General features: G+C 62.4%; 15 protein-coding genes. 10 read left to right on the top strand and 5 right to left on the bottom strand.

Going from position 1 to position 18,774, the window contains the following annotated elements; genetic code table 11:
* Positions 1-10: 10 nt before the first annotated feature.
* Positions 11-1,852 (top strand): glycoside hydrolase family 15 protein, encoded by a 1,842-nt coding sequence (locus NWI_RS12030; protein WP_148203851.1) that lies wholly within the window; start codon positions 11-13, stop codon positions 1,850-1,852.
* A 436-nt stretch (positions 1,853-2,288) separates the two neighbouring features.
* Positions 2,289-2,642: a hypothetical protein gene (locus tag NWI_RS12025; protein ID WP_011315527.1), complete on the top strand. Its 354-nt coding sequence runs from the start codon at positions 2,289-2,291 to the stop codon at positions 2,640-2,642.
* Positions 2,643-2,902: 260 nt separating this feature from the next.
* Here NWI_RS12025 and NWI_RS12020 read toward each other — a convergent pair whose 3' ends face one another.
* The 5 genes from NWI_RS12020 to NWI_RS12000 form a co-directional block, all read right to left on the bottom strand.
* On the bottom strand, positions 2,903-3,694 hold the full coding sequence (locus tag NWI_RS12020) for a TonB family protein (protein WP_011314558.1): 792 nt from the start codon (positions 3,692-3,694) through the stop codon (positions 2,903-2,905).
* 1 nt (position 3,695) lies between these two features.
* Positions 3,696-4,166 (bottom strand): TonB system transport protein ExbD, encoded by a 471-nt coding sequence (gene exbD, locus NWI_RS12015; protein WP_011314557.1) that lies wholly within the window; start codon positions 4,164-4,166, stop codon positions 3,696-3,698.
* A 4-nt stretch (positions 4,167-4,170) separates the two neighbouring features.
* On the bottom strand, positions 4,171-5,115 hold the full coding sequence (exbB, locus tag NWI_RS12010; RefSeq protein ID WP_148203850.1) for a tonB-system energizer ExbB: 945 nt from the start codon (positions 5,113-5,115) through the stop codon (positions 4,171-4,173).
* 319 nt (positions 5,116-5,434) lie between these two features.
* A complete protein-coding gene (locus tag NWI_RS12005) occupies positions 5,435-5,833 on the bottom strand; it encodes a hypothetical protein (RefSeq protein ID WP_041345055.1) in 399 nt (132 codons plus the stop codon).
* A gap of 500 nt (positions 5,834-6,333) precedes the next feature.
* Positions 6,334-6,834: an RNA polymerase sigma factor gene (locus NWI_RS12000; protein ID WP_011315524.1), complete on the bottom strand. Its 501-nt coding sequence runs from the start codon at positions 6,832-6,834 to the stop codon at positions 6,334-6,336.
* A 267-nt stretch (positions 6,835-7,101) separates the two neighbouring features.
* Between NWI_RS12000 and NWI_RS11995 the strand changes: the two genes are divergently transcribed.
* The 8 genes from NWI_RS11995 (at position 7,102) to NWI_RS11960 (ending at position 18,753) form a co-directional block, all read left to right on the top strand.
* Positions 7,102-8,886 carry an IucA/IucC family protein gene (locus NWI_RS11995; protein ID WP_041345615.1) on the top strand — a complete coding sequence of 595 codons (1,785 nt, stop codon included), beginning with the start codon at positions 7,102-7,104 and terminating at the stop codon, positions 8,884-8,886.
* Complete coding sequence (locus tag NWI_RS11990) at positions 8,870-10,603, top strand: IucA/IucC family protein (RefSeq protein ID WP_041345614.1); 1,734 nt, start codon at positions 8,870-8,872, stop codon at positions 10,601-10,603. The genes NWI_RS11995 and NWI_RS11990 overlap by 17 nt, the downstream gene beginning before the upstream one ends.
* Entirely contained in the window at positions 10,603-11,871 is a 1,269-nt protein-coding gene (locus tag NWI_RS11985; RefSeq protein ID WP_041345613.1) for an AMP-binding protein, read from the top strand. Before NWI_RS11990 ends, NWI_RS11985 begins: the two co-directional genes overlap by 1 nt.
* Positions 11,868-13,178: a DUF6005 family protein gene (locus NWI_RS11980; RefSeq protein WP_011315520.1), complete on the top strand. Its 1,311-nt coding sequence runs from the start codon at positions 11,868-11,870 to the stop codon at positions 13,176-13,178. The genes NWI_RS11985 and NWI_RS11980 overlap by 4 nt, the downstream gene beginning before the upstream one ends.
* Positions 13,175-14,047 carry a sugar phosphate isomerase/epimerase family protein gene (locus tag NWI_RS11975; RefSeq protein ID WP_244374908.1) on the top strand — a complete coding sequence of 291 codons (873 nt, stop codon included), beginning with the start codon at positions 13,175-13,177 and terminating at the stop codon, positions 14,045-14,047. Before NWI_RS11980 ends, NWI_RS11975 begins: the two co-directional genes overlap by 4 nt.
* A gap of 721 nt (positions 14,048-14,768) precedes the next feature.
* Positions 14,769-15,752 carry a FecR family protein gene (locus NWI_RS11970; protein ID WP_011315518.1) on the top strand — a complete coding sequence of 328 codons (984 nt, stop codon included), beginning with the start codon at positions 14,769-14,771 and terminating at the stop codon, positions 15,750-15,752.
* A gap of 161 nt (positions 15,753-15,913) precedes the next feature.
* On the top strand, positions 15,914-18,118 hold the full coding sequence (locus NWI_RS11965; RefSeq protein ID WP_244374907.1) for a TonB-dependent receptor: 2,205 nt from the start codon (positions 15,914-15,916) through the stop codon (positions 18,116-18,118).
* Between the two features lie 149 nt (positions 18,119-18,267).
* Complete coding sequence (locus NWI_RS11960) at positions 18,268-18,753, top strand: GNAT family N-acetyltransferase (protein WP_041345611.1); 486 nt, start codon at positions 18,268-18,270, stop codon at positions 18,751-18,753.
* Positions 18,754-18,774 lie beyond the last annotated feature (21 nt).

The raw sequence follows: 18,774 nt of genomic DNA, 5'->3' as shown, positions 1-18,774 counted from the left end.
GAGCATCGGCATGTTCAACAGCGTTACGACCCGTGCGATCGGCGATTACGCCCTCATCGGCGATTGCGAGACAGCCGCGCTGGTGGCGAAGGACGGCTCGATCGACTGGCTGTGCTGGCCGCGCTTCGATTCAGGAGCCTGCTTTGCGGCGCTTCTGGGAACGGAGAAGCACGGGCGCTGGCGGATCTCGCCCGCGCGGGAGCTCACCCGCAGATCGCGGCGCTATCGCGGGGATACACTGATCCTGGAAACGGAATTCGAGACGCAGGAGGGAGCGGTTTCGCTCATCGACTTCATGCCGATCCGAAAGAATCGGCAGGTTTCCGAGATCGTGCGGATGGTGGTGGGCAAGCGCGGTCGTGTCGACATGCGCATGGAGGTCGCCTTCCGATTCGATTACGGGCGCATCGTGCCGTGGGTCTCCAGGATCGAGGGCGGATTGTTGCGCGCGGTCGCGGGACCGCATTCGGCCATTCTAAAATCCCCTGTCGCGACCCACGGCGAAAACTTCACGACGGTCGCGGAGTTCTCCGTTGGTGAAGGCGAGCGCGTTCCTTTCGTCCTCGCTCATGAGGCTTCTCATCTTCCGCCTCCGTGCATTTGCGATCCCGAGCAGGCGCTGGACGAGACGGAGGCCTATTGGTCGGAGTGGTCCGGGCGCTGTCATTATGACGGTCCGTGGAAGGAGGCGGTGACGCGCTCGCTGATCACGGTCAAGGCGCTGACCTATCGTCCCACCGGCGGCATCGTCGCCGCGCCGACGACATCGCTGCCCGAGCAGTTCGGCAGCACGCGCAACTGGGATTACCGTTTCTGCTGGCTGCGTGACGCGACCTTCACGCTGCTGTCGCTCATCAACGCGGGCTACCGCACCGAGGCCGAATCCTGGTGCGATTGGCTGCTGCGCGCCGTCGCGGGCGCGGCGTCGCAGATTCAGCCGCTCTACGGCATTGGCGGCGAGCATCGTAATGACGAGGTGGAGCTCGATTGGCTGCCGGGCTTCGGCGGGTCCCGCCCGGTGCGGATAGGCAACGGCGCTTATTCCCAGCTTCAGGTCGACGTTTTCGGCAGCGTCATGGATGCGCTCCACGCGGCGACGGCATTCGGCCTTGATCTTCATGAAGCGTCGGCGGGACTCCAGCGCGAACTGCTCAAGCATCTAGAAAGCGTATGGCGAGAACCCGATGAAGGGATCTGGGAGGTGCGCAGCGGTCGCAAGCATTTCGTGCATTCGAAACTGATGTCATGGGTTGCCTTCGACCGCGCCGTGATCTCCTGCGAGAGGTTCGGGCTTGCGGGACCGGTGGACCGATGGCGAGCGTTGCGTGATGAAATTCATGCCGAGATCATCGAGAAGGGATTTGATGCAGAGCAGGGGGCCTTCATGCAGTCCTATGGTTCCAAGGCGTTCGACGCCTCGGTGCTGCTCATGCCGATCCTCGGTTTCCTGCCGCCGGACGATCCGCGTATTGTATCGACCACGCGTACGATCGAACGCGAGTTGTCGAAGGACGGCTTGCTACGGCGCTACGATACCGGGAAGGCCGAGGACGGCCTGCCGGCGAGTGAAGGCGCCTTTCTCGCCTGTAGCTTCTGGCTTGCCGACAACATGATACTGCAAGGCCGGGAGCAGGAAGCGCGCCGCCTGTTTGAGCACCTCCTGTCGCTGCGGAACGATGTTGGTCTGCTTGCCGAGCAGTACGATGTGAAGCGGCAGGCGCAGGCGGGAAATTTTCCTCAGGCCTTCTCGCATTTCGCGCTTATCGACACGGCGTTCAATTTTGCCGGAATCAAGGGTGCTGCGCGGGAAGTCCATATGAAAAGTCAAGAAACTGCTCGAACCGGAACATAACTCATGCCGAGCAGCGCTTCGCGAACGCGCCGCTGCATCTGGCGCACGTCGGCGGAATCAATAGATAGAATGAGTGGCTCAAGATTTTCCGTGTATGTTTTGGCCGGCGGAACAGGCTGCGGGCTTCTGCAAACGAACGGCGGTGATGAATGTGGGACACAATACCAAAGTGGGTGCGCTACGGCGTCAGCGTGAGCGTCGTCATTCTGGTCGCCATCGCCATCTGGTACATGATCCAGTAGGCGATACGCTTAGCACGGAGATTGCGTCACCGACGTTTGAAGCAGTCTCCGATCCATCAAGACGCGACGCCGTCACCAGGTAATTGCACATTGCGGCCACATCAGATCCATTGAATGAACGCATAAACCTCCGGCGTTCGACACCTTTCGACGCTACATTGCGTGTGCATCTCTACCTCAACCGGAGCTGATACATGCGCACGTTTACATTTACATTATCAACCGCCATTGCCTTGCTTGTTGCTGGATCGCCGATGGCGCTGGCGCAAACATCGCCCACGCAGTCTCAGACAGAGACTCAAAAAGGCGTCGCAATTCGAAGTATCCAGGTGGTCGACATGGACGAGTTGAAAGCGGACGTGCGCTCAAAGGTTGATGCCATCGTGGCGAATACGAAGCAGGAGGACATGAAGTCCCTGCGCAAGACCATTGACGCGACGCCGGAGGCGGTGTCCGCGCTCACGGCGAAAGGCCGCAACTCGGCACAGGTCGTGGCTATCAATATTGATCAGAACGGTGTTCTGACGATGTTCACGAAGGCTACCTGATTGCTCAATCTGGTATCTGGCGTACGGGGTCGACTATGGCGTTTTCGAACGAAGCATGTCCTCGGGCTTGACACGAGGATGGAATCCGGTTCGCGAGAAGAAAACGCGTCAAAACACAAAGATAAAGTCCTTCACCGTTTCCATGAAACGGTGAAGGACTTTGATAAATCGATCTCGCCCGGCCATATAGAAGCCGAAGCGTAGACGGTGACTCACATGGGTTGTCCTGTCTGCAACCTTTTCGGCCGCCGCCTTTTCCCTCACCCCTTACCTTTGACCCTGAAGACGACGGGGAGCGTGAAGCTGAGGCCCTCGTCGGCGATGAGGGGGGGCGGTGGCGGGACGGGGTCTGAGCGGCGCAGCATGGCGAGCGCGGCCTGGTCGAAGATCGGATCGCCCGATCCGTTCACGATCGTGGCCGAGACGACATGGCCCATGCGGTCGAGCTCGAAGTTGACGAGGATCTCGGCGTTCTTCTGGCTCCGGTCGGGCGGATAGCGCTTGTGCTTGTCGAGATGCGCCACCAGCTCCTTCTGCCAGGTGGCGCGGATGCGGCGCGCGCTGGCGCCGGTGCCCTGCTGCGGCGCCACCGACCGCTCCGACTCCTGCGCCTGTTCGACGCTCGGCATCGCGGTCGCCTCGGCCGCCGCCGATTCCTGCGAGGCCTGCGTCTGCTTCGCCGCCTTCTCGGTGGCGTCATCGAACGGCTTCCGCGACTCGTTCTCGGTGACGATGCGGTCCGGATCAGCGCTCTCCGTCGGCGTATCCTTCGGCAGATCGGTTTCCTCCTCGACCGCCTTCTGCTCGGCCAGCGCGGGCGAGGCCATCGACGCGTCGGTGTCCGGTCCGGGCGGAAGGTCGGTCACCTCGCGATGCGGCGAGGACAGGTCGAGCCCGATCTCGATCGCCGGCGCGCCGAGATCCTCGGCCGCCTCATCCGTGTCCAGGTGAGCCAGCGCCAGCGCCACGCAGCCGAGATGGATCGCAAGCGCGGCGGCGGCGGCGGAAAGCCAGAGCCGGCCGGACGGTGGCTGTTCGACAATCTCAGGCATCTCAACGCCCCGCCGTGTTCGCCGCCGGAACCGACCGGGCGTCGGGAACGCCCTCCAGCGCCACCAGCTTGATCTTCGCGTAGCCGCCGGTACGCAGGATCTCCAGCACGTCCATCAGGTCGCCATAGGGCACCGCGCGATCGGCGCGCAGAAAGATGAAGCTCTCCTTCGTCATGTTCGGCGTGGTCTCCAGCGTCCGCACCAGGTCGACCCGCTTGACCAGCGTCTCGCCGATCGCCACCGCGAGATCGGCCTTGATGCTGACATAGGTCGGCTTGTCCGGCTTCTTCTGCGGCGTCGCGCTCGATGTCGGCAGGTTGACCGGAAGATCGACGGTCGACAGCGGCGCGGCCACCATGAAGATGATCAGAAGAACCAGGATCACGTCGATGAACGGCGTGACGTTGATCTCGTGGGCTTCGCCGTACTCCTCGTCGTCGTCGAAGCCGCCTTCCGCGATCGATGCGCCCATCGGCCTACTCCGCCGCGCGCGAGGTAAGAGAGCCGTGGGTGCGGTCCAGATCGCGCGACAGCAGCCGGCCGGCCGCTCCCGAGGCGCGCCCGACCAGTTCGGTGTAGCCCCGCGTCACGCGCGCGAAGTAGTTGTAGATGATGACCGCCGGAATGGCGGCGACAAGGCCGAGCGCGGTCGCGAGCAGCGCCTCGGCGATGCCGGGCGCCACCACCGCGAGGTTGGTGGTCTGCGACTTCGAAATCCCGATGAAGCTGTTCATGATGCCCCACACGGTGCCGAACAGGCCGACGAACGGCGACGTCGCGCCGATGGTGGCGAGCAGCCCCATGCCGAGCCGGATGCGGCGCGATTCCGCGCGGACGATCTCGGCGAAGCTCGACGCCGCGCGCTCCTTGATGCCGGCGTCGCTGGAAATGCCGGCCGAAAGCCGCGCCTCGTGCATCGCCGAGGCCAGCAGCGAGGCCAGCACGCCCTCCCGCGCGCCGAGCGCCATCTGCGCTTCCGCCAGCGAGCGCGCGTCGCCGATCTTGTTCAGCGCCGCCCGCAGCGCGCGCCGCGCCAGCGACAGCTCCGCCAGCTTCGCGATGCAGATCGTCCACGTCACCAGCGACGCAAACGCAAGACCGATCATCACCAGCTGAACGACAATATCCGCCGACATGAACATCGACCACGGAGATAACTCGTGAGGCGAAGCGGAGTCGTTGGCGATGATGGCGCTCGGAGCGGACGCAGGTGCGGGCGACGATGAGGTCGCGTTGAGGTGGTCGGTGGTGGACGATATCTCCGATGCGGGCGGCCCGGAGGGCGAATGGGGAGCGGTGATGGCCGGTGTGGCTTGCGGGAGTCCTTGTGCGTGAAGCGGGCCGAAGGCGCCGATGAGCAGGGCAACGCCGGCAATCGCAGCGCGCGCAACCCGCGCATGGCGCTTTCTCGATAATGTCATTCCTGAATGACGCATCATGATACTTTATCTCTCTTCTGCGAGCAGGCTCGCTGATTGCTGAGAGCGGTGCGTCAGCACCGCATATACGCGGCCGTTCCGGCGCATGGAACGCGGCCATCTTTATCTCAAACGAGGCGAATGACTGGCTGCAAGCTCAAGTCTGCAAGCGTTCCCGCACACCGAGCTCTACGCGGGTCGATCGCCCGCCCGCCACCTGTCGCCAAGCCGCTTATCGCTGAGCTAGGTGTAGCCAAGGCGCATATCGCCAAGTCACGTTAAGCTGAATGCACGCCGAGCTGTTTTGCGGCGTGCAGATGCGTCAGGCCACGCTCGGAGGCGCGCGCGACAGAAAATTGTCGGAGGCGCGTATAACGGGTTGGTACGCATAGCCAGCCAGAGAAAAACCCGTCGGTAACGCTAGACGAGCAGGGCTGACAACAGGCGGCGCGCCGACGATACCGGGCCCGGAAATAAGCCTGCAGGCATCGCAGCCGGCTGGTTTCAGATCGGTGCGGCCGGGATCCGTGTGGTCCGGATCCTCGGAGCACAGGATCGGGATCGTGCTGTCCGGGAGAGCGTATTGGGCGAGTTCAGTCGGAGTCAGGTGTTGGCTGGCAGGCTGATGAGCCACGCCCACCATCACCATCGCCAGCGCATAAAGCGCCGCAATGGCGAACCTTGCGTACCTTCTCCTCAACGCCGCGAGCACAAATTCCACTCCACTCGGATTCGGCGACCCTATGGCAATCGACCTGGCTTCGCAAGTTGCCGTGTCCATCCTGTTTGCGACCGCGCCGATCTGTCTCGTGCTTGTCAAGGAAGGGTGGAGCTTCTTTGCCTCTAACTCGTCAAAAGAGTGGCTCTAAATTATTGTTCTCATACGTGAATAGCCTGAGCAACCGCACGAGGACGATCTGCTGCCTATGGTTGATGACTGAGACGATTGCCTCAAATCAGGACATAGAAACAGGACATGGGAATCGGGACATGTATCGTGCCGATCGGCCTCGACCCCGCCAGGGAATGGGCGGCCTGTTTTTCCCGAACCCGATGCTTAGAGCATTATCGTTTCTGATTGAAGTCAGAAACGAAGCTCTAGATTGTTGTTTTGACGCGTTTTCTTCACGCGAACCGGTCATCCATCCTCGGGTCGAGCCCAAGGACATGCTTCGCTCGAAAACGCTATGGATGCGGCACGACTGCACGGCGCATGGAAGCTCAAACGTTCTCTCGCCGGCGTCTCCAGTTGCGACAGAACTCGAGGGCGGAGATCATTTCTTTCTCAACGGTCGAGACCGAGATACCCAGGCTGCGGGCGATCTGCGGATAGGTCATGCCGTCGACCTTGCTGAGAAGAAAGATGCGCTGGGTGCGACGAGGCAACGTCTCCAGCGCGCGCAACAGCGCGTCGAGATCCATCCGGCTCGAGACGGCATCCTCCGGGCCGACTACGCCCCCATGCACCTGCTCGCGTGATACGCTTTCGGCATAGGAGGTACGCACGCGTTCAGCGCGCATCGCATCGCGCGCGAGGTTGCGTGCCGTGGTGACGACCAGGCCGACATCGCACTTCCCCACGTCGCGATGCATCAGCTTGATGAAGGTATCGTGGACGACATCCTCAGCGGTGTGCGGATTTCCCGTAAGGCGTCGAACCAACCGCTGAAGCTGGCCCTGCTCCGCCTTAAAGATATTGAGCAGTTCTGTCGTGGACGACATGCTGTTTTCTCGTCGCGCATCAGCCTGATCTCGGACAGTGATCGTCCGGAGACAACATTCGGGCTGGCAGCTTTATTGGTGCTTACTCGAACAGAGATACGTTCTAGCGTTACTATAGGCATTCTCAACGTCAAGAACATCTCTGCAATTGATAGTTGGTTGAATTCTAAACTGTGAGCCGGGTTCCCATTACGGCATTGGTGGCCGCGGGTCGTTTAGTCGATGTGGCCCATCGATCCCGGGCGGTTCGCAGAAGAATACATGCTGATGCAGATATCCAAGAGCCAGATCGCCGAACGCGCGACATTCCAGAGTTTCGCCAACTGTTATTTACGTGAGGTCGATCCCGGCGTGGTCTCGGCGCACTGTCTTGAGGACGGCGTGGCCGTTGACTGCGTCGAATGGGACTGCGCGATGACGGCCGCGCGGTTGCGTGCCGAAATCGAGCGGTACTCATTATGCGGGCCGTTAAGATTCGGGCGAATCTTTGTTTGCCGCCTGCCGGGAAATTCGTGGCGCGAGATCGCGCCGCTGCGTGCGCTCTATCTCATGGTGCAGGAATGCTACGCCAGCATGGGCGCAGAGCGGGCGGATGCCATGCGCAATGAAGAAGTCGAACTGCTGGGTCGCGTGCTCACGAGCTACCGCTGCATCGCGGACGGGCTGGAATGCGCGGCGGCGCACCGATGCGGAATGAGCTTCCTTGACGGCGAGCAGAGCCTTGCGTTCGGCCACTGGCTGCATCCCACGCCGAAGAGCCTTCAGGGCATGACGAGCTGGCAGCGGCCAGCCTATGCCCCCGAGCATCACGGACGCTTTCGTCTCACTTTCTTCGCCGCCGACGCAACCTTGCTACGTCACGATGCCGCGCCGGGCGTGTCTCTGCCCGATATTCTTCGAACGCTGATTCCTTCGCGGGATTGCAAACTGTTGCGTCAGGGCGAGGCGCTGATCCCCATGCATCCCCTCCAGGCCGAGGCGTTGATGCTGGATCCCTCGATCGCGCAACTGGTCGCACAGGGACGGCTGCGTCCGCTTGGGGCCATCGGCGCCTGGTTCACGCCGACCTCCTCGGTACGCACGGTCTACAACGCGGACCTGCCGTGGATGCTGAAATTCTCGCTGCCGGTGCGGATCACCAATTCCCTGCGCGTCAACCATATGCCTGAGCTTGAAGCCGGCGTTGCGATGTCGCGGCTGTTCGCGGGCACGGATTTCCTGGCGCGCTATCCGCGTTTCCGCCTGATCCGGGATCCGGCCTATTTGACGCTGGCGCTGCCCGGCCGCGCGGAAAGCGGCTTCGAGGTGATCTTCCGCGAGAATCCATTCACCAAGGGGAGCGAGAACAGCGGCGTCACCATCGCCGCCTTGACCGCCGATCCGCCGCCGGGTGCGCGCTCCTGGCTGGAGACGATCATCCGCGATCTCGCCGCACGCGACGGGGAGCCGGTGAGGGAAGTCTGCCGGCGCTGGTTCTCGGCCTATCTCGATTGCGCGCTCGAGCCGCTGGTCAGGCTCTACGATGAACTCGGCGTGGCGTTGGAAGCGCACCAGCAGAACAGCCTGCTCGATGTCTCGTCCGGCTATCCGGATGCCTGCTACTATCGCGACAACCAGGGCTTCTACCTTTCCAACACCCACCGCGACCGATTGACGGCGCTGGCGCCGGAGACCGATGGAATCCCCGGATTGTATTTCGACGATTGCGTGATTCAGGAACGCTTCGGCTACTACCTGATCGTCAACCAGATATGCTCGGTCATCGCGCGCATGGGGCATGACGGCCTGATCATGGAAGATGCGCTGCTCGCCATGTTGCGCGCGCGGCTGGAACGTCTCGCAAGCGAACTTACCGGTGTCGGCGGCGAATTCGCCGCGGGATTCCTCAGCCGTCCGACCATCGCCGCCAAGGCCAATCTGCTCACCCGCATGCTCGATATCGACGAGCTGGAAGCGGATGATGGCCGGGCGATCTATGTGCAACTCCCCAATCCATTGTGCGTGGCAAGCCGTGCCGCGCGTCAGGGAGGTGCTCGTGCCGCTGCCCTTTGATATCGCCGACCGGCCGGAAGAGCGAATAGTGCGCCAGCTTACCGCGGCGGCGCTTTACGAAAATCTGTTCGGGAGCATTGACCGGACCGTCCGCGGCGCCCAAGGTTTCGAATGGAGCGTCGATGGTCGTGCCTGGCGGTCGCGCGGTCGTCTCGGCGCTTTCGGCCGGCCACGACTCGAAGCGGGAACCGTCGAATGGCGCACGGCCGGCGAATGGCGTCAGGCTTCGATCGCCGACATTGTCTCGGCGCTGCCCGGCCCGGAGCAGGCGCGGGCGCAACTCGGCCGCGAGCTTGAGCAGACCGCCGCGCTGATGCGCTGGAATTGTCAGCACCAGCCGCGTCGCGACCGGAGGCATCTGGCGTTCTGTGCGCTCGATGCGGCGATCGACGAGGGGCATCCTTATCATCCCTGCTTCAAATCGCGCACCGGCTTCGATGAGGCTGACCATCGCGCTTACGGACCTGAGGCAGGCAACAGTTTCCAACTGGTCTGGCTCGCGGTCGCGCGCGACCTGTTGCATCTCGCGCTGCCCGACAGCGAGGATTTGTTCTGGCAGCGTGAGATCGGCGTGCAGGGCTGGCATGAGCTACGACGCCGGAGCGCCGCGCTCGGCATCGAGGGACGGGATTTCGGTCTGATGCCGATCCACCCCTGGCAATGGCGCGACCTGTCCGAAGGCCGATTGAAATCTCTGATCCAATCCGGGCGCGTGTATTACCTGGGGACCGCCGGCGATCCCTACCGCGCCAGCCAGTCGGTGCGCTCGTTGACGAATGCGCGCGACCCGCGCCGCAGCGGCGTGAAACTGGCGATGAATATCGTCAACACGTCGACGCGCCGCACGATCGAGCCGCATTCGGTCGGGACTGCTCCGGTGTTGTCGCACTGGCTCGGCGAAGTGATCGACTCCGACCCGCTGTTCAGGGGCGATTGCCGTCTCGACATTCTGCGCGAACATGCCGGCCTGATCATGGATCGCGATGGCCCGCTCGGCGGCGAGATCGCTGCGATCTGGCGCGAGAGCGTCGAGGACAAACTCGCCGAAGGCGAGGCCGCGGCGCCGTTCAATGCGCTGATGGCGGTGGAGGCGGACGGGCGGCCATTCATTGATCCGTGGGTGAGCCGCTACGGCGTCATGGAATGGCTCGACCGCCTGATCCATGTCGCCCTGTTGCCGGTATGGCGGCTTCTCATCGCCCATGGCATCGCGACCGAGGCGCACGGCCAGAACATGGTGCTCGTTCACCGCGACGGATGGCCGGAACGGTTGATCCTGCGCGATTTCCACGACAGCCTGGAATTCGTGCCGGACTTCCTGGCCGATCCGGCGCTGGCCCCGGATTTCGAAACGCTGAACCCCGACTACCGCAACGCGCAGCCCAATCAATATTATTGGATGCAACGTCCCGAGGACCTGCGCGACCTGTTCGTCGACTGCGTGTTCGTCTTCAGCCTCTCCGAAATCTCGCATCTGGTGCAGAGCTTCTACGGCATCGACGAGCGTAAGTTCTGGCAGCGCGTGGCGCGGCAGCTTTCCGCTTGCATCACGGAGCATGATCTCGGCGCGCGCGCTGCCCGGCTTGGCTTCGGCACGCGCGAGATTCTGACCGAAAGCCTGCTCGCCCGAAAGCTCGGCCTCAACGGTCCCGATTTTCAGCACGAGGTCCCGAATGCACTCGCGGGCCTGTCCCTATTGGCACGAGAAAACGCATGATGATTCGCATAGACGACACCTTCTACGACCAGGCTCGCATGCAGGCCATGAGCGAACGCGCGGCTCTCGCCGTCGGTATCGCGGACCAGCCGGGCCTCAGCTATGCCGTGTGTCTTTCCGATACGGCCGAATTTCTCGCGCTGTTCTTCGCGTTGCGCTCGGCCGGAGCCAGCGTGCTTCCCATCCGTCCCTCGACGCCGCGCGCGGCGGCGCGACGGCTTGCGGTCAGCGTCGGCTGTCACCGGCTTGTCTGCGATGGTTTCGCCGTCGAGGAGCTTGAAGGGGGCGCCGCGGGGCCCGGACTGCTGTTGCAGACGACCTCGGGAACGACGGGCGAGCCCAAGCGGGTCGCCCGGACCTGGGCCGAGATCGACCGTGAGATCGAAAGCTATGTATCGGCCTTCCGTGAACCGGAGAGCATGACGCCCCTGGTCGCCTGCCCGGTCACCCATTCATACGGGCTGATCTGCGGCGTGCTCGTGGCGCTCAGGCGCGGGCAGTCGCCGCACGTTCTCAATACCGCCAATCCGAGGTATGTGATCGCGCGCCTTCGCGAGACCCGGCAGCCATTGCTGTATTCGTCGCCGGCCATGCTGCACACTATCTCCCGGTTGCTGCCGGGGGGCGAGACGATCTTCGCCGCCATGACTTCGGGAACGCTTCTGCCCGACCCCTGGTTCGCTTCGATCCGCGCCCGTACCACGCATCTCTTTCAACAATATGGTTGCTCGGAAGCGGGCTGTGTGGCGATCAATCCCGACCTTGCCACGCCGGATGAAATGGGAATCCCGTTACCTCATCTGGGCGTCGAGACCGGCGGGGAGGGCGCACCGCGCGAGATCGTGGTGCGGGCGGGCGATCGTGAGATTCATACCCGCGATCTCGGCTATCTGACAGGTACCGGAACGCTCGTCTTCGTCGCGCGGCTCGATGATACGATCAACGTTTCCGGCATCAACGTCTATCCGCGGGAAGTGGAGGATGTCGTGATGGCGATGCCGGGCGTGACGGACGCCGTGGCTTTCCGCCGGGTCGATCCGTCCGCGGGCGAACGGGTGGCTCTGGCCTTCTGCGCCGAACACGCCATCGCGCCCGCAAGCCTGCGCGAATGGTGCATGCAGAATCTCGCTGTCCACCAGGTTCCCATGGAGGCGGTGCGCCTCGCTTGCGTGCCGAGGCAGGCGAACGGAAAGATCAACCGGCGCGAGATCGCGGCGCTGTATGCAGAGGGCCGGCTCGAACACGCCGCCGCGGAGGCCGCGATATGACACGTGAGGATATAGTCGCCTCGATCCGAGCGGTGCTCGCCGAGCAGATGAACAACACTCATCTCGATGGCTTTGGCCCGCACTCGCGGCTGAATGCCGATCTGTATCTCGATTCAGTTCTATTGCTGGACCTGTTTCTGCATCTTGAACTGAAGCATGGCCTTGTCATTTCCGAAGAGATGGTCACCGGGCCGGACATCGAAACGGTGGACGATCTCGCGAGCCTTCTGGCCGGCGCGAGGACCACCTCCGATGTCGCCGCGAATGCGTCGGAGACCGCCGTGCCCGACGTCCATGCCGAGGAATATCCGGATATCAAGGTCCATTGCTTCGTCTCATGCCTGTGCGATGCGGTGAAGGCGGCTGGACTGGATCACCGGCTGTTCTATTTCAGCGTCTGGGATGCGGACTTCGCCGTCTCAACGCGGCACGAGCTGCTCTATCATACGCCCGAGATCAGCCACGACTTCTTCCGTCGCTGGTTCCACCGGCTTTACGGCGTGCAGGTCACGGAATGGTATGATCATTCGGCATCGAAGCAGGCCAATCTTGAAAAGCTCATCGGTCTGGTAGCCGCACGCCGGCCGACTGAAAGCGTCATGGTGATGCTGGACATGTTTCACCTGCCCGAGCGGGAGAACAAGTTCAACCAGAACCCGTTTCCGCACTATCTGATGCTGGAGGCGACCGAGGACCCCGAGGTCTGGCAGGTGCGTGATCCTGATTTCCGCTGGGAAGGTCCGATCGCGCGCGAGCGCCTGCTCAATGCCGTCGCCCAGCCGAGCGTCGCGGGCGGCTATATTTTCGATCGCCAGGCGGTGGCGCCGCCATTGGCCGCGGACATCCGCGACTTCTTTCTCGCCTGCTTCATCTCTGGCGACAATCCGTTGATCCGCAACGTGCGGGAGATCGTGGCGGCCCATGTCGAGGGCCGCGCCGGTCTCGACGTATCCGATCTAAAAACAGCATTGCGTGAGTTGCCGGTGATCGCGATCCGCAAATGGGCCTATGAGCACGGCTTCGCCTATTTCTGGCGCGCGCTCAACCTGCCGAACGACGAGTTCCTGCACTGGTGCGACAAGATCGAAGAACTCGCGGTCGGCCTGAAGGGTCTGCATTTCGTGATCCTGCGGCTGGCGCAAACCGGTGATCACGCCCATGCCGCGGATGTCTTTGCGGCGCTGGATAAACTCGATGCGCTTGAGACCGCCATCAAGGCGCGGCTTGAGACGGTATTTTTCAACTGGTGCGCCGATCAAGGCTGGAAGCCTGCGTCGACGCCAGAATGTCTGTCGGCGGCACGATGATGAAGCTCTCGGTCTGCACCATTACCTTTCGCCATCACCTGATCTCGATCTGGGATATCGCCGTCTGGGCAAGGCGCAGCGGTTTTGACGGAATCGAATTGTGGGGTGCGCATGCGCGCGGTCTGGCGCGAACCCATCCCCACTACGGCGCCGACTGGCTCGGTGACCTTGGCCTCTCGGTGTCGATGCTGAGCGACTATCTGCCGACCGATGGCGATCCCGCGATCGTTCGCGAACGAACGCAAAGGCTCTGCCGAATGGCGCAACACTGGTCGGCGCCCAAGATCCGCACCTTCGTCGGCGACCGGCCAAGCGTGGAGGTGCCCGAGGACAAGCGGAAGGTCATGACGAGCCGCGTGCGCGACATGGCCGCGATCGCGTATGATCATGGGATACGGCTTCTGGTCGAGACTCATCCGAACACTCTGGCTGACAGTCTCGCTTCGACCCAGCGCCTGCTGGCGGAGGTCGATCATCCAGGTCTCGGAATCAATTTCGACGCGCTTCATGTGTGGGAAGGGGGTGACGATCTGGTTTCCGCCCATCGCGCGCTCGCCCCTTATATCGGGCACTACCATCTGAAGAATGTTCGCTCCCGCGGCGAGCTCAACGTGTTCGCTCCCGGAAATGTCTATGCCGCGGCCGGCTGCCGCGAAGGCATGGTGCCGCTGTTCGAGGGCGCCATGAGTCTCGATGCCTTCCTTTCCGCGGCCCTGGTCATGAGTGACGCCGATGCCTCGCTCGAATGGTTCGGAGAAGATTGCTTTGAAACACTCATCCGGGACAGGGTCGCCTTATTGGCGCACATCGGCGCTCTCATGCAGAGAGCAGTGCCGCGGGAAGCGATCGTCGAGGGTCGCTCCATCTGAGGCCGGCCACGTTGCATTCGCCGGGCAATTCAATCGCTCATCGCCGAACCCGCGTTCTCGCGGCGTTGACCCTCGGCTTATGTCCGTGAGTTGATGGGTTCGCTGCCGGGGCCGCCGGCAGAGAACGGCATGCGATCGTGGTTCGAACTCCACCGACATCAGTCGGATCACACCCATTCGGATCACGTCGACATCTATAGCGTTTTCGAGCGAAGTGAATCCGGCTCGCGTGAAGAAAGCGCGTCAAATACATAGATCGAGCCTTTCACCGTTTCCATGAAGCGGTGAAAGACTCGAGAAGAGCGCGGTCATTGCAGTCGACCTCTCGAAGCTCATTGCAAATACAGCCAGTTTGAAGCAGATTTTCAGCTATGAGATGTTCGATGAGACATTTGCGGGAAGCCGGTGTGGCCGAATGACGTATATATTATGATGAATCAATGGTTATGAAACGTTGTATGCTACGAGTTCTCCGAATGACGTCCCTGTCGAGGCGGTCAGGATAATCGTGTCGAAACTGCTCTCCGCGTCGCGGCGGATCACAAATTTGCCCGTGCTGCTCCGGAGGCGTGGCGCGACGGTGTCTCGCCCGTCGTCGCAATCCCAGGTCCGGAGCCGGGGGCGCCGTATTGGCCGCCTGGAAGGTCGCCGAACTCCATCCGTGCAGCGGTAGATCAGATACAGCATGATATAGTTACGGAGCCGTCGCGCGAGAGAGAGTATGGTATTCGCATCGGACAACAGGGACGATCGGGAGCGGGCTTCGCGGGAGGCGACTGAATGGTTCGTCCGCCTCAATAACCCCCTTGCCTCCGACGAGACGCGACGCGCCTACCGGGCCTGGCTGAAGGCCGATCCCGCTCATCATGATGCGATGGTCGACATCTCGGAATTGTGGGGCGCGCTCGACCGGCCTGCTGCTCGCCTTGCCGCCGCGGGCTGGCATCGCAGCGCCGTTGCGTCGCCGCGGCGCGGCCCGCTGAAACTCGGATTGAGATTCGCCGCCGCGGCCGTGATCGCGATGGTGCTGACCGGTGGCGGGGCGATATGGCGCGATCCGGGCATGATCGACCGCGCATTCGCGGATGTTGCGACGCAACCCGGCGAGCGGCGGGAAGTGCGTCTTGCCGATGGCTCGCTGGTGATGCTGGACGGCGGTACGGCGCTGAAGACCGATATGGTTGGCGGCGTCCGCGCGATCACCATGCTGCGCGGCCGTGTGTGGTTCGAGGTGGTCGCGGACCGGCAGCGTCCCTTCACCGTCCACGCCGGGCGGGTCGATGTTCTGGTGCATGGCACCGCCTTCGAGGTCGATCGCGAAGCCGGCGCGGTCACGGTTGAGCACGGCAAGGTCGCGGTGTCCGATGCCGAAGCAACCCGTGGACCGGTCAATCTGACGAACTGGCAGCGCGTCTCGCTCAAGGATGGCGCTCTCGGCGCACCGGAGGCGGTCGATCCCGAACAGGTGTTCGCCTGGCGGCGTGGATTGATCGTCCTCGATCGGGCCCCGCTTTCGCGGGTGGTGAAGGAACTCGATAACATGGCGGCCGGCCGTGTGCTGATTATCGATCCGGAACTGCGACGGATGACGCTCTCCGGCACCTTCCGGGCCGATGATCCAGGCGCCGTTCTGGAGGCGCTCCGCAGCACGCTCGGGGTCCGGACCCTCTCGGTTCCGGGTTTCGCCACCCTGATCTATCGATAAAAGGTTCATCTTTTTTTACGGGGTCTGGGTCCCTTGCCCGTTGAATATCGGGAAGGGTTGCCGATCGCGCGCGCTCCCCCGGTCGGGGTGGGGGACCTACACAGGCCATGCGGAAGTTTACCAGTGCCGCCGTGCTGAGATGCGGGGTGTCGATATGTTCGGTGACGCTCCTCGTCGCTGGCGCTCATGAAGCATGGGCGAGGGATGATATAGCTTACAGCTTCAGCATTTCCGCGAAACCGCGGCTTTCCGCGCTTGCCGATTTCACGGCCGCGACCGGCATCCAGGTGGTCCGCCCGGACGCGGGCGCAATCCGCGGTATCTCGCGAGCGGTGAGCGGCCGGTATTCAGCCGAGACGGCGCTTCGGGAAATCCTTGCCGGTTCGAATCTCGGCTATCATTTCACGGGTCCGCGCACGGTCGCGATCGAGGCGCCGGGCGCTCCCGCCGGTTATGGCGCCGACGTCGTCACGCTCGATACGATCAGCGTGACAGGCGGCGCGCAGGACATCGGGCGTGGCGGCGTCAGCGAAATCAACATTACCCGCGCGGATATCGAGCGTCGCAACGCAACCGACGTCAAAGGCTTGTTTCGCGGTGAGGCGGGCATCACCGTTGGATCTCCGCTGCCGATGTCCCAGAAGGTCTACGTGCACGGCATCGAGGAGACCAACCTCGCGGTCTCGATCGACGGCGCGCGGCAGAACAACAAGGTCTTCCACCACAACGCGACGACGATGATCGATCCGAACCTTCTCAAGGCCGTGCGCATCGATGCGGGAGTGGCGCCGGTTGATTCCGGCGCCGGAGCGCTCGCCGGCGCGATCGCTTACGTGACCAAGGACGCGAGGGATTTTCTGTCCGAGGACGGATTCGGCGGTTCGCTGAAGTCGATATTCAACTTCAACGGTCATGTCTCGACGAACAATCTGACGGGCTACTCTCGCCAGGGCGGCTTCGAGACGCTCGGCTCATTGACATATGGCAGGGGAAACGAGTTCAGAGCCGGCAATGGCCAGGAGGTGCTCGGCACCGCAACCAACTTTCTAAGCGGAATTGGCAAGGTCGCCTATCAGGGCATTGAAGGTCAGCGGTTCGCGATCAGTCATGAACAGATGCGTGACGACGCGATCCGGCCGTTCCGGGCGAACGCCGCGCAAATCGTGGACAACAGGTCGACGCCGCTGCTGCGCCCTTACACGCTCGATCGGCAGAACACCGTCTTCACCTATACCGACGCCTCGCCCGAGGGGTGGTGGGATCCAAAGTTCGTGCTGGCCTACACCCGCTCGAAAGTCGCGGTGGACCAGTACAGCGGCGCTACGATCGATACCTACAGCTACACCAGTGAAGGCATCACCGACAGTTTCAACGGAAAGCTGGAGAACAAGTTCGCTCTGCCCATCGGCAATATCGTCGCGGGACTGGATTTTTACCGGGACCGCGCCGAGTACCTCGACAAAAGCTATCGGTCAGCGGAACGGGCCAGTAATTTCGGTGCTTACGCCCAGGCCCGGCTGAGGCCCTGGGTACGCACCAGACTCTCCTTCGGCCTGCGCGGAGAGCATCAGAATTTCGAGGGCGTCAACGGTTTTCGCTCCAGTGGCCAGGGCCTCAGCGGCAACGTGTCCGGCGAGTACGACCTGACGAGCTTTCTCATCGCCAAGGCCGGCTTTTCGCACGTCTGGGCCGGCATCCCGCTGGCCGAGAACTACGCCCAGAACCCGGCCTGGAACTACGGCGCCGGGCCTAAGTCGGTGACGTCGAACAACTACACGACGGGTCTCGTCGCACATTACGGAAGCCTCCAGGTCGAGGGCGGCGTCTTCCGCACCCAGATCAACGACGCGCGCGTGCCTCTATGGGCTCCCGACATGGCGCTGCGAGCTTTCAACCTGCAAACGCAGGGCTTCCAGGCTGGCGGTACTTACAACTGGGCCGACGGATTTGTGCGGGTCCGGTTCATACGCATCGATGCGGAAATCGACGGCAGACCGGCCGACTCCTATGTGGGCAGGTATCTGACGGCCCCGATCGGAGACGTCCTGACGTTTCAGGCCGTACATACCATCGCGCCGTGGAAGCTGACGGTCGGCGGCGACGTCGAGATCGTGTTCGACAACAACACGCTCTTCAATCCTGCGACCGGGATCGGCCGGCTCGAAGGCTATCAGGTTCTCAATGCCTTTATCGAGCACCGCTCCTTTTATCTGCCTACGCTGACGATGCGCGGAGAGATCAGGAACCTGTTCAACGCCACCTATACCGCCCGCGGCACCTACGGCCTGGAATTTGGCACCGGCCTGGTGCGGCCTCTTTACGAATCCGGCCGGTCGTTCCTCGCAAGTCTCAGGCTCGACTTCTGATGTTTGCGCTTCGTCCATCTTCGATAGCGAGGCTGCAAGAGAACAGCCTTCATGTCGGGTCCGCGGGCCGCATCCAGCGCCAGGAAGATGACCCAGGGATTCGCGAGATGCAAGCACATGATCGTCTGACCGAACTTCCGGAGAAACGAATGGAGATTACGATACGCGCCATGCGCAGTGAGGACGCTGCTGATATTTTCGAGATCGTCAATCAGCACTCATTTCGTTTCTGGACTCTCGCTCTTCCCTACGAACCGTTCGACAAGGTCCAGAAATGGCTCGAACCGCAGTCTCCGCGAGACTTGCACCTCTCGGCTGAGCTGGATGGCCGGGTGGTCGGCGCCTCGGCGCTGCGCCCCTTTTACGGACGCCGCGCCCATGCGGCCGAGTTCTGGATCGGCGTCCACGAAGACCATTCCCGAAAAGGCATCGGCTCACGGCTGCTCGGCGCGATGATCGATGCCGCCGACAACTGGCTGAACATCAAGCGCATCGAAATGACCGTGTTCACCGACAATGTCAGCGCGCTCGCGCTCTACAACAAATTCGGTTTCGAGATCGAAGGCACCCACAAAGCCGCGACGTTCCGCGATGGCATGTTCGTTGATGCCTATTGCATGGCGCGCCTGCGATGACCGGAAGATCGATCGAAACCG

Source organism: Nitrobacter winogradskyi Nb-255, from assembly GCF_000012725.1.
GTDB lineage: Bacteria > Pseudomonadota > Alphaproteobacteria > Rhizobiales > Xanthobacteraceae > Nitrobacter > Nitrobacter winogradskyi.
Note: the sequence above shows the minus strand (reverse complement) of the source record. Positions and strands in the feature narration are given on the sequence as shown.